Genomic DNA, 13,034 nt, shown 5'->3' with positions numbered 1-13,034 from the left:
AATTATATCTTGAATAAAAATTTCTGACTATTAATTAACTAAAAAATATCTTTGATAATTTGTACAACACGACCTACAAAATGATATTTATTGAAATCTGTTTTAGATACTTCAATTGTAGGGTATTGATTATTATTGCAAATCAGTATCCAACCATTGAGCGTTAAGCGAACTTTTCGTAAAAAAGTGATATCTTCATATTCAACTAAATAAATTGCACCGTCAATTATTTCGCCGACGTCTGTATTAATAATAAGTCCATTGTTGTTGTTGATTTCCGGTGACATCAAATCGCCTTTAGCCCAATAAATAATTAGTTTTTTTATGTCCAATCCTCGATGAGATGCCCAACCTTCGACAATTGGGTAATTCATAACTGGTGGAGTTTCACGGACATAGCGTTGTAATTGTGCTTCTTCTTTAGTGGGTAATTGTTTTTTGTAAACAGGAATGCGATAGATATTTTCATTGTAAACATCATCGTCATTTTTTGGATCTAACACTTCTAATTTATAACCCGTAGCTAGCCAATTGAATGAAACATTACATTTTTCGGCAATCACTTCTAAGCGTGTAAGTGATGGATAAGTTTTACCAGATAAATAGTCTCTAATTACGGTTTCAGACATGTCACATTTTTTAGCGAAGGCAGAAACAGATAAACCTTGCATTGAGCTATGTAATCTATCTTTAAATGTTTTTACATTTTTATTTTTAATCATATTCATTTCTAATTTGTTTCTCCTATTACTTCCGTTTTTTAATTATAGTGTATATTTTATAAGTTTTACATAGCACAACAACTGAAAAGCTGATATAAAAAGTTTTTTTATATAATTCTGAGTTGAAATGTTCGTTTTATAGTCAAGTTTTTAGATTGCTTTTCGTACAAAAAAATGATTGATATGGTTTTTTTTAAAAAATAAATATTTTTGTTTTTCTGCTGAAAATTATTTATTTTCTGCGAAAAAAATTTTTTTCATTTGCTTTTTAAATGCTTTTTTGTTCATATTTGATATATATCAAATACGCCAATTTTAATGCGTTGCTATTTTTAAGTATGTTTTGTATTGATTTTAAAAGAATTATTTTGAAATTTAGTTTATTTTTAAAATAAATAAAAAAACAAATAAAAACGTTGACTAAAACGAAAAAAAATGGATAATAAGCAGTGTAAGGATTTTTCATTGTTTTCTTTCCTTATATTCCTTATATTTCATGTTGGCCTGCATATTTATATGCAGGTCTTTTTTTTTGTTTAAACTTCTTATGAAATCTCTTTTTAAAAAGGTATAATACATAAAAATATATACCATTTGTTTACAATTCTATTGTTAGACGAATTAATAAAATTTAATTAAGAGGATTTTATTATGTCATTTAGTATCCCACATCTTTTAGTCTTTCTTGCCGTCGTCGTGTTGTTATTTGGCACTAAAAAGCTACGAAACTTAGGGGCTGATTTAGGTTCGGCATTGAAAGGATTTAAAAAGGAAATGAGTGAAGATATTGAATCCAATAATGATCCTAAATTAGATAATAAATAATTAAAATATGAGTATTCAATTTGATGTAGCCATTGTTGGTGGTGGCTTAGTAGGTTTGGCAACGGCTTGTGCTTTAAGTCATTATGATTTGAAAATTGCCATTATTGATAAAAATATTCATCAATATGAATGTTTACAAACGGACAAGATTGGGGTTAGAGCTTCAGCGCTAAATGGTGCTAGCCAGCGCTATTTTACTCAAATTGGTATTTGGGATGCGCTTTGTTCAAGTGGTCGAGTACAAGAATTTGCAGAAATAGATGTGTGGGAAAAGAATGGGCAGGCTCATTTATCTGCACATGCTACAGATTATGGTTATCCAAATTTAGGTTATATCATTGAAAATCATGTTATATCTCATTATCTCTATCACTATGCTTTGGCTAGCAACAATATTACGCTTTTTAGTCAAGAAGTGATTAATAGTGAGTTTGATGATAATTGTGCATTTTTGACATTGTCAGATCAGGTTGCTTTACAAGCTAAACTTATTATTGGTGCAGATGGTGCAAATTCTTGGATACGTAATCATGAAAACATTGCTGTTTTTGAACGCGATTATATTCATCATGCCCTAATTACAACTGTTGAAACTGAATATCCACATCATGCTTGTGCAAAGCAAATTTTTTATCCCAATGGTATTGTTGCTTTTCTTCCGCTTTATCATCCTAATAGAAGTTGTTTAGTATGGTCAACTAAACCTGACAATGCAGCTAATTTAGCTTCATTAACCGAAACGGAGTTTTCATATCAATTATTTCAATTAACCGGTGATAAAGTAGGTTTTTGTCAGTTGGTTAATCCGAGAATGATATTTCCCTTGAAAGCACGGTTTGCCAAGCAGTTTATTAAACATCGTTTAGTTTTAGTTGGCGATGCAGCGCACACAATTCATCCTTTAGCCGGGCAAGGAGTCAACTTAGGTTTTCAAGATTCGGCCTTGTTAGTATCGACAATAAAAAAATTAATCGATGCGAATCAGGATATTGGTTTAGTCAGTAATCTAAAATCATTTCAGTTTACGCGTCGTAAAGATACGGTGGTAATGTTAGCGGCAATGCAAACTATTCAAGATATGTTTAATGGGGATAATTTGCTTAAAAAGGCACTAAGAACGGTAGGCATGAATACTATCGATCACTGTTCACCATTAAAAAAACAGTTAATCAAATATGCCATGAAGATATAATTTAGCTGATGTTAATTATCCTGTAACACGTGCTACAGGATATAACTTTTTTGATTAAATTATTTGAATGCTATTTGATATGATGTCGGTATAAATGGCGATGAAGGAATACGTAAAGGCCAATATGGATCATTTAATAAGCCTCGACCAACAGCTATTAAATCTGCATCGCCTCGGCTTAAAACATAATCGGCTAAGTAATGATCTTCAAGCATACCAACAGCTATTATTGGCAAATCTATCGATTGTCTTATCGCGCTAGCCAAGTAAACCTGATAACCGGCATGAAAATCAGGGGTGTGAGCGGGATCGAGTTGTCCGTCACCACCACCGCTGACATCTAAAACGTCTGCACCTGCATCAGCAAAACGTTTAGCAATCTTGCATCCATAATCAATACCATATCCATCTTTACCATATTCTTGGGCTGAAAAGCGAATAATAAGTGGCATGTCATTTGGCATAACGGATTTAGCTGCTTTAATGACTTGTTCGCCAAATAGCAACTTATCTTGACCATATTCATCGGTTCGTAAATTGGTTTTAGGTGAACTGAATTGATGTATTAAGTAACCATGTGCACCATGAATTTCAATTGCATCGAAACCTGCTTCAACTGCCCGTTGGGTTGATTCTTTAAATTTTTGAATAATGTCAGCGATTTCATTTTTTGATAATTCTCTTGGCATTTGATATTGCCACTGTTTATTAGCTTCGTTAGTGCCGTCATAAAGAAGAGGAGAGCAAGATACTACATCATCAGCTCCCAAAGCTTTACGCCCTGCATGGGCAATTTGAATGGCTATTTTGCCATTTTGGGCGTGAACGGCATCAACAATACGCTTGAACTGATCTCGTTGCTCATCATTCCATAAACCTAGACAATTTGGCGAGATTCGTCCATTTGGTGCAACGTTAGTCATTTCAACAATAATTAATCCAACGCCCCCAACAGCTCTTGAAACATAATGAACAAAATGCCAATCATTTGGTAGACCATCTTTAGCCTGATATTGACACATTGGAGGCATAACAATACGATTTTTTAAAGATAATTTTTTGATCGTAAAGGGCGTGTTCAAATAAGATATTTTAGCCATATGGAATTCCTTTAAATTACTGGTGAACAATTAATTACCAACTTTTTGTTTGAAGATTATTTAAATCATGCATTCAATTGCTGCAATAAATTGTAAATGGGTGTTGCTAAACCAATTTTTGCATTCTCTGCTGTTAAGTTATACCAGTAGCTATTACTTTCATCTAAACATTTCGTGTTGTTAACCAAGATGCAATGAATCGGTATGATATCTAAATGAAAATGGCTAAAAGTATGGCGAAAAGAAATCATTTGTTTTGGTGGGGTTGTTTGAATTCCACAATCGTTTAGCCAATTGATTAATGCTTGCTTTGTAGCAAATTGTGGTGGGCAATATAAACCTCCCCATATACCCGATGGCGGTCGTTTTTCAAGCCATATACATTGATTGTATTCAAGCATCAAAAAATAAGCCGATTTTTCAGGAATAGCTGTTTTCGGTTTTTTGGTAGGATATTGTTGCCAACTGTCTGTTTGATTAGCGATGCAATCACTTTGTAGTGGACATAAGTTACATTTAGGTTTGGTGCGGGTGCAAACCATTGCGCCAATATCCATCATCGCTTGATTGAATTTTGCTACCTCGTGTTTTGGTGTGACCTGTTCACTCAATTGCCAAAGTCTATTTTCAATGTTTTTATTGCCAGGCCAACCTTCAACAGCAAAAAAGCGTGTTAAAACCCGTTTTACATTACCATCTAAAATAGAGTAATGTTGGTTTTGGGATAGCGACAAAATTGCGCCAGCAGTTGAACGCCCAACACCGGGTAAAGCAACGACATCATCAAATAGAGTAGGGAAGTGACCTTTAAACTTGTCAGTAACCATTTTCGCCGCTTTATGTAAATTACGGGCTCGAGCATAGTAACCCAGTCCAGTCCACAAATGTAATACATCATCAATCGGGGCGTGCGCTAAATCGGTTATCTTAGGAAAATGCTCAATAAAACGATTGAAGTAGGGGATGACTGTAGCAACTTGAGTTTGTTGTAGCATCACTTCAGACAACCAAACATGGTAAGAACTTTTTTCAATTTGCCAAGGTAACGTTTTTCTGCCGTACTGTTCATACCACTTGAGCACGGCATTGGAAAATTTTTGCATAGTGTTAATAATATATTACATGAGAGATGAAATTGAATCACTTGGATAGCAGCCAAGCACTTTGGTGTATAAGGTAATAGCTGAGAGTTCCTTGAGTGCGGTTTGCATTTCATGAGAATTAAGATTACCTTGCAAATCGATATAAAACATCTCTTCCCATGGCGTACCGTGGATTGGTCGAGACTCCAGCTTCGTCATGACAATGTTGTGATTGCGCAATACTAGTAATGCATCAACTAAGGCCCCAGCTTGTTGACCTGTTTTCATTAGGATAGTTGTTTTAGCAGGTATCTGATTTGAAACGTCAACAGGTTGTCGAGCTAACACAATAAAGCGGGTGATATTTTCTTTTTGATTAGCAAAATCATGTTCAAGTACTTGTAGTCCATATAATTCACCCCCGTCTTTGTTACCCATTGCTGCAACATTTGGCTTATTGAGGCTTGCTACCATCTCCATGGCTGATGAGGTACTGTCGCAATAGACAATTTTCCAATGAGGTGATTTTTCTAAAAAGTTACTGCATTGTTGAAATGGTTGTGGATGACTATAAATAGTGTCAATTTGCTCCAGTTTGGCATTAGCGATAGCAAGTACACAGTGATCAATAGGTAATGAAAGTTCACCAATGATATGTAAATTGGTTTTTTGTAAAAGATCATAAACTTCATTAATCGAACCAGAACTTGAGTTTTCAATAGGTAAAATACCAAAATCAACTATTCCTTTTTCGACTTGCTCAAAAACATCTTTAAAAGTTGAACAACTGGATTCCGTCATTTCTTCAAAGTGAGCACTCGCATAACGTCGCGCAGCAGAATGGGAATAAGAACCTTTTGGCCCTAAAAAAGCAACTTTTGCTGTCGCTATGGTGTTGTGATTGAGTTTTTCTTGTAAGATCTTCTGTTGTAATAATACGGAATCTTCAATAATGACCTGATATAACCGTTTTATTAAAATATCATCAAGATGATAGGCTTTTCCTTGATGAATAAGTGAGTTGATTAATGAGCGTTCACGTTTCAAATCACGTACAGGAATGTTGGCTTCAATTTTTGTTTGAATGACTTGTGTTGAAATTTGGCGACGTTTAGCAACAAGTTCTAATAACTTCGCATCAAGTTCATTAATTTTATCTCGCAAGGGTAGTAAAGGATTAACAGTCATTTGGCTTAAGTAAATAAAAAATAGATGTGCAATATTATAACAAGCTAAAAAATAAAGGCACTATCAAAGTGCCTTTTAATTCATTTGTGATCAGCTATTGTTTAAACTTGCTCTTCAGGTACGACACCTTTGATGCTATCAAAGGCACGGCGTGATTCCCCTTTATGCTGAATCTTATTGAGTTGTTTTTCGAGTTTTCCAATAAGATCATTTATAGCCGCATACATATCAATGTGTTTAGCTGAAGCAACTAAAGGTGTCCCTTTGGTTGCAATGGTTGCGTCAACAATAAATCCATCGGGTTCCTTCGATAATATAAAGTGAGGGTTGATTAACAGTGCTCTCCATTTATCTAATTTAGAAAACTTATCTTCAAGATAACGACGAATTGCAGGAGTAATATCCATTTGTTTACTGGTAATACTTAACGTCATGACTGACCTCCACTATGTTTGCTAAAAAGTTTGCTGACCAATTGAGCTAACCCAAACAAGGGTTCTGTCTCTACATTGGCAAATTATTTTAATTTCGTCAATCAGTTATTTGTTTTTTCTGTAAATTTTGTGATTAACATTTAAAAATGAAATATGACGATTTTTATCACTAAAATTTCAAATCTGCATTTTGCCATCTTTTTCCTATATACTGTTAATTATTTACTCCTAATAGGAACTTGATACATTTTAATGGGGATGATGTGAATTATTTAGATAACGTGAAGATTGTTTTAGTTGAAACTTCGCATACTGGTAATATGGGGTCAGCCGCTAGAGCAATGAAAACAATGGGATTAACGCATCTTTGTTTAGTTAATCCGGTGATAAAACCAGATTCTCAATCCATTTCTTTAGCAGCTGGTGCGAGTGACATTATTAAGCAAGCCCAAATTTTTTCATCTTTGGAAGAGGCGATTGGAGATTGTCGGCTAGTGATTGGGACTAGTGCTCGTCCTCGCAGCTTACAATGGCCGAATCTCACACCTAAAGAGTGTGGCGATAAAATTATTCAAGAGGCATCGAATAGTGACGCAAAAGTTGCTTTGGTCTTTGGTCGTGAACGAGTGGGGTTAACTAATGAGGAGTTGCAAAAGTGCCATTATCATGTTGGGATTCCTGCAAATCCAGCGTATAGCTCATTGAATTTGGCAATGTCAGTACAAGTGCTTTGTTATGAAATTCGTATGTCGATGTTAAACTTGGGTTCTGTTTTAACTGAACCAGAGGCTGATATAGACAGTATTGAGTTTCCAAAAGATGAAGATATCGAACGTTTCTATCAGCATTTAGAACAAACTTTATTGAAGACAGAATTTATTAATGCAAATCACCCCGGTCAAATTATGGGGCGCTTACGTCGGTTATTTACTCGAGCACGAATTGAACAACAAGAGTTAAATATTTTACGGGGTATTTTAACGTCAGTGGATAAAAAATTGTAACAGGTGGCGTAAACACCCACTTTTAAATGGGTGTTTTACCTTTTATCGATATTCCTAACTTTTTTTACGCCAAGTGGTACCATTCGCACCATCTTCAAGCACGATATTCATAGCATTTAATTTATCTCGAGCTTCATCGGCTAACGCCCAATTTTTACTGGCACGGGCTTCATTACGTTGTTGAATCAAAGCATCAATTAAGGTGCTATCAACATCGTCTTGTGATTCGCCTTGTAAAAATTTGACTGGATCTTGTTCTAATAAACCTAGAACAGAGGATAAATAGCGTAATTCGGCTGCCAATTCATTGGCATGCGCCATATCATTTTCCGCTTTTGCTTTATTAATTTCACGCGCAAGATCAAATAGTGTGGAATAAGCTTCAGGTGTATTGAAGTCATCATTCATTGCTTGACAGAATTGACGGTAATAATCACTGTCTGGTGTGGTATGAGGATGATTAGAATCGGTATCCCGTAAAGCTGTATATAAACGCTCTAGTGCCACTCGAGCTTGTTTTAGATTCTCTTCACTATAATTAAGTTGACTGCGATAGTGACCTGATAATAAGAAATAGCGAACTGTTTCTGCATCATAATGCTTTAATACATCACGAATCGTGAAAAAGTTATTTAGTGATTTTGACATTTTTTCTTGGTCAATCATTACCATACCCGAATGCATCCAATAATTCACATATTGTCCATCATGGGCACAAGTTGATTGAGCAATTTCATTTTCGTGGTGTGGGAACATCAAATCAGACCCACCACCATGAATATCAAAATGATTACCCAATTGGTAGCTATTCATTGCTGAACATTCTATATGCCAACCAGGGCGACCTTTACCCCATGGCGAATCCCAACTTGGTTCGTTTGGTTTAGACATTTTCCATAACACAAAGTCCATTGGATTGCGTTTCACATCAACAACATCAACACGGGCCCCCGCTTGTAGTTGTTCTAAATTTTGACGAGATAAAATACCATAGTTAGGGTCACTATCGACGGAAAACATCACATCGCCATTATCAGCAATATAAGCATGGTCTTTTTTTATTAACTCTTCTACCAATTCAATAATCTGTTGCATATGTTGAGTTGCACGAGGTTCAACGTCAGGACGTTTGATATTCAATGCATCAAAATCAGCATACATCTCTTGTAACATACGTTCGGTCAATTGCTCACAGGTTTCGCCATTTTCAAGGGCTCTTTTAATGATTTTATCATCAATATCGGTAATGTTACGGACATAAGTTAACTCATAGCCTAAAAAGCGCAGATAACGGGAAACAACATCAAATGCGACAAAAGTACGCCCATGACCAATATGACAAAGATCGTAAATCGTCACCCCACAGACATAAAGTCCGACTTTATTGGGAGTAATAGATTGAAAAACTTCTTTTTCTCGAGATAATGTATTGAATATTTTTAGCATTATAGTTTACTATTTATATATAAGTGATTTTGGTGATTAATATAACAAAAATCTACATAGGGCGAAATTACTTATTAACATCTTTACAACGAAAAATAAAGGAATATAAATTATGCCATTAGATTTTGGTGATGCCATAGGTGGATGTTTGGAAGCGATAGGAATTGCTGTTGACTCTAAACCTAAAAAGAAAGTTTTCAAAATATGTTATTGGACTATTTTAATAGCGACAACAATCGCTTTTTATGTTTTTATTAATAGGATAATATCCATCGACATTATTTATGTTATACCTGTACTGTTTGGTTGTTTTATTTTAGCGTTAATAGCATATGGTATCTTATGTGCGACACTCTTTTTTTGCTTAGTTGTTGGTTATATTTGTTTTGGAATAATAAAAGGATTATTTAAATTATTGATTAAAATATGTTCTTTATTTGTATAAAGAGATTAATTGGCGGAATTATTCCGCCAGGTTTAAACAAACTTCAATTTTTATCTAAAAAGACGATAAAGATATATCAATAAAATCGCCCCTAATACTGAGATAAACAAGCTTGGAAAATTAAATCCAGTTACGCTACCCCAGCCAAATAATGTACTTATATAGCCTCCAACCAAGGCACCCGCTATACCAAGTAGAATGGTTTTAACCACTCCTACACTGCCTAATGGCATAAAAAATTTAGCGATCCAACCAGCAATTAATCCTAGAATAATCCAACTTATAATACCCATGATAATTTACCCTTATTTTGTTGTGTTTAATGTTAGCTTACTGATGTAGTAAATTGAACTAAAAGCAATACATTTTTAAACGTATAAATCACTAATAACAAACAATATGAAGATTGATGACTATATTGAAATATAAAGAATAGTTTTATGAACGCACTACATAAAGTAGATTGTCTATATTCTATAATTTTTTTTATTAAATGTTTAGATATTTTATTTGGCTTTACAATTTATTTTTTGGATTGGATTTGTTGCTTTACTAAATAATAAAAGAGGAAGAGATTTTATCTTCCTCATAGATATCTTTATTCAAATATTGTTTTATGGAGTATTTTAATAATTTCTTCAGCATCATTACTTCTTGATAATAAACAGAGGTTATGTGTGCTAGCACCGTAACAACATAGTCTAATGACGAAATCATCTAAAACACCAAATACGTTTTTAGCTATACCTTTGGTTGATGTGAGTTTGTTGCCAATGATAGCAATTAATGCTAAATCTTCTTCAACCTCAACATGGCAAAGAGTTGATAGCTCATCAAATAGTGCTTTGGTTAATAAACTAGTCCCATTAGTATTAGTTCCCATAGTATCGATAGTTAATGCAATGCTGACTTCTGAAGTTGTAACCAAATCAACAGAAATATTATGTTTAGCGAGTATAGTAAACACATTTGCTAAAAAGCCTTGCGCATGTAACATATTTAAACTAGTTAAGGTGAGTAATGTTTGTTTGCGACGCAACGCCAATGCTCTAAAGGATGGCAAGTCTGATTTGATACTGTTAGTATTATAAACAATAGTTCCGCCTGCTTGTGGGGCTTTGCTAGAACCGACAAATACTGGGATATTGCTTCGAATAGCTGGCACTAGTGTTGCGGGATGTAATACTTTGGCGCCGAATGTCGCCATTTCTGCTGCTTCAGCAAAGGAAATTTCGTCAATCCGTTTAGCGGATGGCGCAATTCTAGGATCGGTAGTATAGATACCGGCAACATCTGTCCAAATATCGATCTGTGTTGCATTTAATGCTTCACCAAGTAAAGCGGCAGTATAATCGCTACCACCACGTCCTAATGTAGTGGTTTTACCGGTGCTTTCTGAACCAATAAACCCTTGTGTAACAATGATATTATTGGAAAACAATGATTTTAGATGCGCACAGCAGAGCTGTTTAATATCTTCAATTATTGGTGTGGCTTTGCCAAATTTGTTATCCGTACGCATTACTTTACGCACATCAAACCATAACACATTTTTTTGTCTTTCTTTCAATATTTCTACAAAAAGTTTAGATGACATGATTTCGCCATGACTGACAAGTTCATCGGTTAGGGCAGATGATGTAGCTAGACTAGCAGCTTCTGATAAAGAGGCAATATTAGCAATTATCTGATCTATCTCAGCACGCAATGTAGGGTTTTCAGGAAGTTGTTCTAAAATACTATATTGAATGGATTGAATTTTCGCGATGTGTTGTGCTCTTACTTCAGCATCTCGTCCTTCAGCTAAGGCTACTAACAAATTTGTAATACCTGCAGATGCAGATAATACCACAACTTTGACATTCGGATTGGCGATAACGATATTTGCACTGTTTACCATAGATTGGTAATCGGCAACACTGGTACCACCAAATTTAGCAATTACAAATGATGTTTCCATGGATTCCTCATATTAAAAATTTTTTATTTTTAACAGAGATAGAGCGGGGTATGTTCTATTTACCGTTAAACAAGTACACACCGCGAAGCGCTCCACCTGTTAAGGTGACAACCCAAGGGATTCAGCCCTTGCAGTCGATTTAATAACTTCCTGGACAGTTATCAAATCTCGGCACTACATCCCCTCAATCATTTGTCAACAGTTCCAGTCCTTAAAATGATTTACCTGAGTAATGCGCCTCTTCGTTCTTGTAACATAGGTTACAAAATCAGTGTCATATAGAATTAACGATTCTGATAATTGTGTCAATAGGTTATCACTAAAAATCAGTGAATATTAATAAAATATAATTTTGATGACTTTACAGTTCTTGTTCAAATAGAGCCAGTATGGTCTGGTATAATTTTTTGACTGTACATCCTTTCGTTGGTGTACTAAAAATTGTGTCATCACCAGCAATTGAGCCTAATATGCCTTCAGATTTACCAATTGAATCTAGTAATCTTGCGATAAGCTGTGCTGCACCAGGACTAGTACGAATCACGACCATGGAACTATTATAATCGATATCCAGCACTAAATTTTTTAAAGGGCTACTTGTCGTTGGCACACTAATTTCAGCTGGTAAGCAATAGACCATTTCAGATTTTGCATTACGAGTTCTCACCGCGCCAAATTTAGTTAACATTCTTGATACTTTAGATTGGTTGATATTATCAAATCCTTGTTCTTGAAGCGCTTGTACTATTTCTACTTGCGAACTAAACTTTTCTTGGCTAAGCATCTCTTTAAAAACTTTAGTGAGATCATCTTGTTTCATAATGTACCTTTGGGATTTTATTTATAACAGTTTTGAAATTGATTCGTTTTAACGACTTGTAATAGTTATTGATTTAACGTTTTTCATTTTTAACAATTAAATCTACTATATTATCGTCATAATTATGCATGAAATTTGCATAAAACTAAAGTTAGGTCTTTATCGCATTTTTGGGGCGAAACGATTTAATAATATTTTCATTCGTTTCAATATAAGGTCCTTCTAATAAGTCGATACAATAAGGAACGCTAGCAAAAATTCCATTTACTATTACATTACCTTGAGTGTCTTTTACTCCTTCGAGTGTTTCTTTGATCGATTTAGGTCTACCAGGAAGATTCAAAATTAAGCATTTTTTTCGTATCACACCCACTTGTCTGGACAATATAGCCGTAGGTACAAAATGGAGACTAATTTGACGCATCTGCTCACCAAAACCTGGCATAACACGATCACTTATTGCCAAGGTTGCATCAGGCGTTACATCTCTTATTGCTGGACCGGTTCCGCCAGTAGTTAAAATTAAATCACAATGTAAATTATCAACGAGTTCGCATAATGTTTGTTCAATAAGTGGTTTTTCATCGGCAATAATTCGTTTTTCAATTTTAAATGGTGTTTTCAACGCCATTGTAAGCCAAGATTGCAGTGAAGGAATACCTTCATCTTCATAAATTCCTTTTGAAGCTCTATCTGATACAGAAACGAGTCCGATTTTTAGCATAGTATTCCTACCTCAACAATAATATATATCAAAACTAGTTCTTTAAGAATTATAGCGTATTAGAGCTTTACGAAATTAATAAATATTAAATT

At 34.6% G+C, this 13,034-nt stretch carries 14 protein-coding genes and 1 riboswitch; of the genes, 4 read left to right on the top strand and 10 right to left on the bottom strand.

Annotation, left to right across the window (positions count from 1 at the left end; all coding sequences use genetic code 11):
* Positions 1-38 precede the first annotated feature (38 nt).
* The gene (locus ACKJXD_RS01895; protein ID WP_220215541.1) at positions 39-722 is read right to left on the bottom strand and encodes a LexA family transcriptional regulator; all 684 of its coding nucleotides are present in this window, start codon (positions 720-722) and stop codon (positions 39-41) included.
* Positions 723-1,373: 651 nt separating this feature from the next.
* Here ACKJXD_RS01895 and tatA point away from each other — a divergent pair.
* Together tatA and ACKJXD_RS01885 are read left to right on the top strand one after the other, a co-directional pair.
* Positions 1,374-1,547: a twin-arginine translocase TatA/TatE family subunit gene (tatA, locus tag ACKJXD_RS01890; protein WP_363317424.1), complete on the top strand. Its 174-nt coding sequence runs from the start codon at positions 1,374-1,376 to the stop codon at positions 1,545-1,547.
* Positions 1,548-1,554: 7 nt separating this feature from the next.
* Positions 1,555-2,739: an FAD-dependent monooxygenase gene (locus tag ACKJXD_RS01885; RefSeq protein WP_430875354.1), complete on the top strand. Its 1,185-nt coding sequence runs from the start codon at positions 1,555-1,557 to the stop codon at positions 2,737-2,739.
* Positions 2,740-2,798: 59 nt separating this feature from the next.
* Here the strand turns inward: ACKJXD_RS01885 and ACKJXD_RS01880 are convergent, their stop codons facing one another.
* The 4 genes from ACKJXD_RS01880 to raiA form a co-directional block, all read right to left on the bottom strand.
* Positions 2,799-3,839: an NADH:flavin oxidoreductase/NADH oxidase gene (locus ACKJXD_RS01880; protein ID WP_430875353.1), complete on the bottom strand. Its 1,041-nt coding sequence runs from the start codon at positions 3,837-3,839 to the stop codon at positions 2,799-2,801.
* A gap of 65 nt (positions 3,840-3,904) precedes the next feature.
* The gene (gene mutY / locus ACKJXD_RS01875) at positions 3,905-4,942 is read right to left on the bottom strand and encodes an A/G-specific adenine glycosylase (protein WP_430875352.1); all 1,038 of its coding nucleotides are present in this window, start codon (positions 4,940-4,942) and stop codon (positions 3,905-3,907) included.
* Between the two features lie 15 nt (positions 4,943-4,957).
* Positions 4,958-6,109, bottom strand: coding sequence for a bifunctional chorismate mutase/prephenate dehydratase (gene pheA, locus ACKJXD_RS01870; protein WP_430875351.1), 1,152 nt, complete (start codon positions 6,107-6,109; stop codon positions 4,958-4,960).
* Positions 6,110-6,210: 101 nt separating this feature from the next.
* Entirely contained in the window at positions 6,211-6,543 is a 333-nt protein-coding gene (gene raiA, locus ACKJXD_RS01865; protein ID WP_220215536.1) for a ribosome-associated translation inhibitor RaiA, read from the bottom strand.
* A gap of 320 nt (positions 6,544-6,863) precedes the next feature.
* Between raiA and trmJ the strand changes: the two genes are divergently transcribed.
* Positions 6,864-7,547 (top strand): tRNA (cytosine(32)/uridine(32)-2'-O)-methyltransferase TrmJ, encoded by a 684-nt coding sequence (gene trmJ / locus ACKJXD_RS01860; RefSeq protein ID WP_370632175.1) that lies wholly within the window; start codon positions 6,864-6,866, stop codon positions 7,545-7,547.
* Between the two features lie 54 nt (positions 7,548-7,601).
* On the opposite strand, the gene cysS is transcribed toward trmJ, so the two are convergent.
* The gene (cysS, locus tag ACKJXD_RS01855; RefSeq protein ID WP_220215534.1) at positions 7,602-8,993 is read right to left on the bottom strand and encodes a cysteine--tRNA ligase; all 1,392 of its coding nucleotides are present in this window, start codon (positions 8,991-8,993) and stop codon (positions 7,602-7,604) included.
* Positions 8,994-9,105: 112 nt separating this feature from the next.
* Here cysS and ACKJXD_RS01850 point away from each other — a divergent pair, with 112 nt between their 5' ends.
* On the top strand, positions 9,106-9,438 hold the full coding sequence (locus ACKJXD_RS01850) for a hypothetical protein (RefSeq protein WP_430875350.1): 333 nt from the start codon (positions 9,106-9,108) through the stop codon (positions 9,436-9,438).
* A 50-nt stretch (positions 9,439-9,488) separates the two neighbouring features.
* On the opposite strand, the gene ACKJXD_RS01845 is transcribed toward ACKJXD_RS01850, so the two are convergent.
* The 4 genes from ACKJXD_RS01845 to mog form a co-directional block, all read right to left on the bottom strand.
* Positions 9,489-9,731, bottom strand: coding sequence for a GlsB/YeaQ/YmgE family stress response membrane protein (locus ACKJXD_RS01845; protein ID WP_430875349.1), 243 nt, complete (start codon positions 9,729-9,731; stop codon positions 9,489-9,491).
* A gap of 305 nt (positions 9,732-10,036) precedes the next feature.
* On the bottom strand, positions 10,037-11,398 hold the full coding sequence (gene lysC, locus ACKJXD_RS01840) for a lysine-sensitive aspartokinase 3 (RefSeq protein ID WP_430875348.1): 1,362 nt from the start codon (positions 11,396-11,398) through the stop codon (positions 10,037-10,039).
* A gap of 77 nt (positions 11,399-11,475) precedes the next feature.
* A riboswitch (Lysine riboswitch) is annotated at positions 11,476-11,649 on the bottom strand.
* A gap of 110 nt (positions 11,650-11,759) precedes the next feature.
* Complete coding sequence (gene argR, locus ACKJXD_RS01835) at positions 11,760-12,218, bottom strand: transcriptional regulator ArgR (protein WP_220215531.1); 459 nt, start codon at positions 12,216-12,218, stop codon at positions 11,760-11,762.
* 151 nt (positions 12,219-12,369) lie between these two features.
* Positions 12,370-12,942 carry a molybdopterin adenylyltransferase gene (gene mog, locus ACKJXD_RS01830; protein ID WP_220215530.1) on the bottom strand — a complete coding sequence of 191 codons (573 nt, stop codon included), beginning with the start codon at positions 12,940-12,942 and terminating at the stop codon, positions 12,370-12,372.
* Positions 12,943-13,034: the final 92 nt, after the last annotated feature.

This window comes from Gilliamella sp. G0441 (assembly GCF_050589305.1).
In the GTDB taxonomy this organism is placed as follows: Bacteria; Pseudomonadota; Gammaproteobacteria; order Enterobacterales; family Orbaceae; genus Gilliamella.
The sequence above is the reverse complement of the archived record's forward strand: the minus strand, read 5'-3'. Positions and strand labels throughout refer to the sequence as shown.

Coding starts and splice junctions, on each gene's coding strand:
- raiA (WP_220215536.1), bottom strand. CDS start 6,543: ATGACGTTAAGTATTACCAGTAAACAAATGGATATTACTCCTGCAATT.
- mutY (WP_430875352.1), bottom strand. CDS start 4,942: ATGCAAAAATTTTCCAATGCCGTGCTCAAGTGGTATGAACAGTACGGC.
- mog (WP_220215530.1), bottom strand. CDS start 12,942: ATGCTAAAAATCGGACTCGTTTCTGTATCAGATAGAGCTTCAAAAGGA.
- cysS (WP_220215534.1), bottom strand. CDS start 8,993: ATGCTAAAAATATTCAATACATTATCTCGAGAAAAAGAAGTTTTTCAA.
- pheA (WP_430875351.1), bottom strand. CDS start 6,109: ATGACTGTTAATCCTTTACTACCCTTGCGAGATAAAATTAATGAACTT.
- ACKJXD_RS01845 (WP_430875349.1), bottom strand. CDS start 9,731: ATGGGTATTATAAGTTGGATTATTCTAGGATTAATTGCTGGTTGGATC.
- ACKJXD_RS01885 (WP_430875354.1), top strand. CDS start 1,555: ATGAGTATTCAATTTGATGTAGCCATTGTTGGTGGTGGCTTAGTAGGT.
- trmJ (WP_370632175.1), top strand. CDS start 6,864: ATGGGGTCAGCCGCTAGAGCAATGAAAACAATGGGATTAACGCATCTT.
- ACKJXD_RS01895 (WP_220215541.1), bottom strand. CDS start 722: ATGATTAAAAATAAAAATGTAAAAACATTTAAAGATAGATTACATAGC.
- argR (WP_220215531.1), bottom strand. CDS start 12,218: ATGAAACAAGATGATCTCACTAAAGTTTTTAAAGAGATGCTTAGCCAA.
- lysC (WP_430875348.1), bottom strand. CDS start 11,398: ATGGAAACATCATTTGTAATTGCTAAATTTGGTGGTACCAGTGTTGCC.
- ACKJXD_RS01880 (WP_430875353.1), bottom strand. CDS start 3,839: ATGGCTAAAATATCTTATTTGAACACGCCCTTTACGATCAAAAAATTA.
- ACKJXD_RS01850 (WP_430875350.1), top strand. CDS start 9,106: ATGCCATTAGATTTTGGTGATGCCATAGGTGGATGTTTGGAAGCGATA.
- tatA (WP_363317424.1), top strand. CDS start 1,374: ATGTCATTTAGTATCCCACATCTTTTAGTCTTTCTTGCCGTCGTCGTG.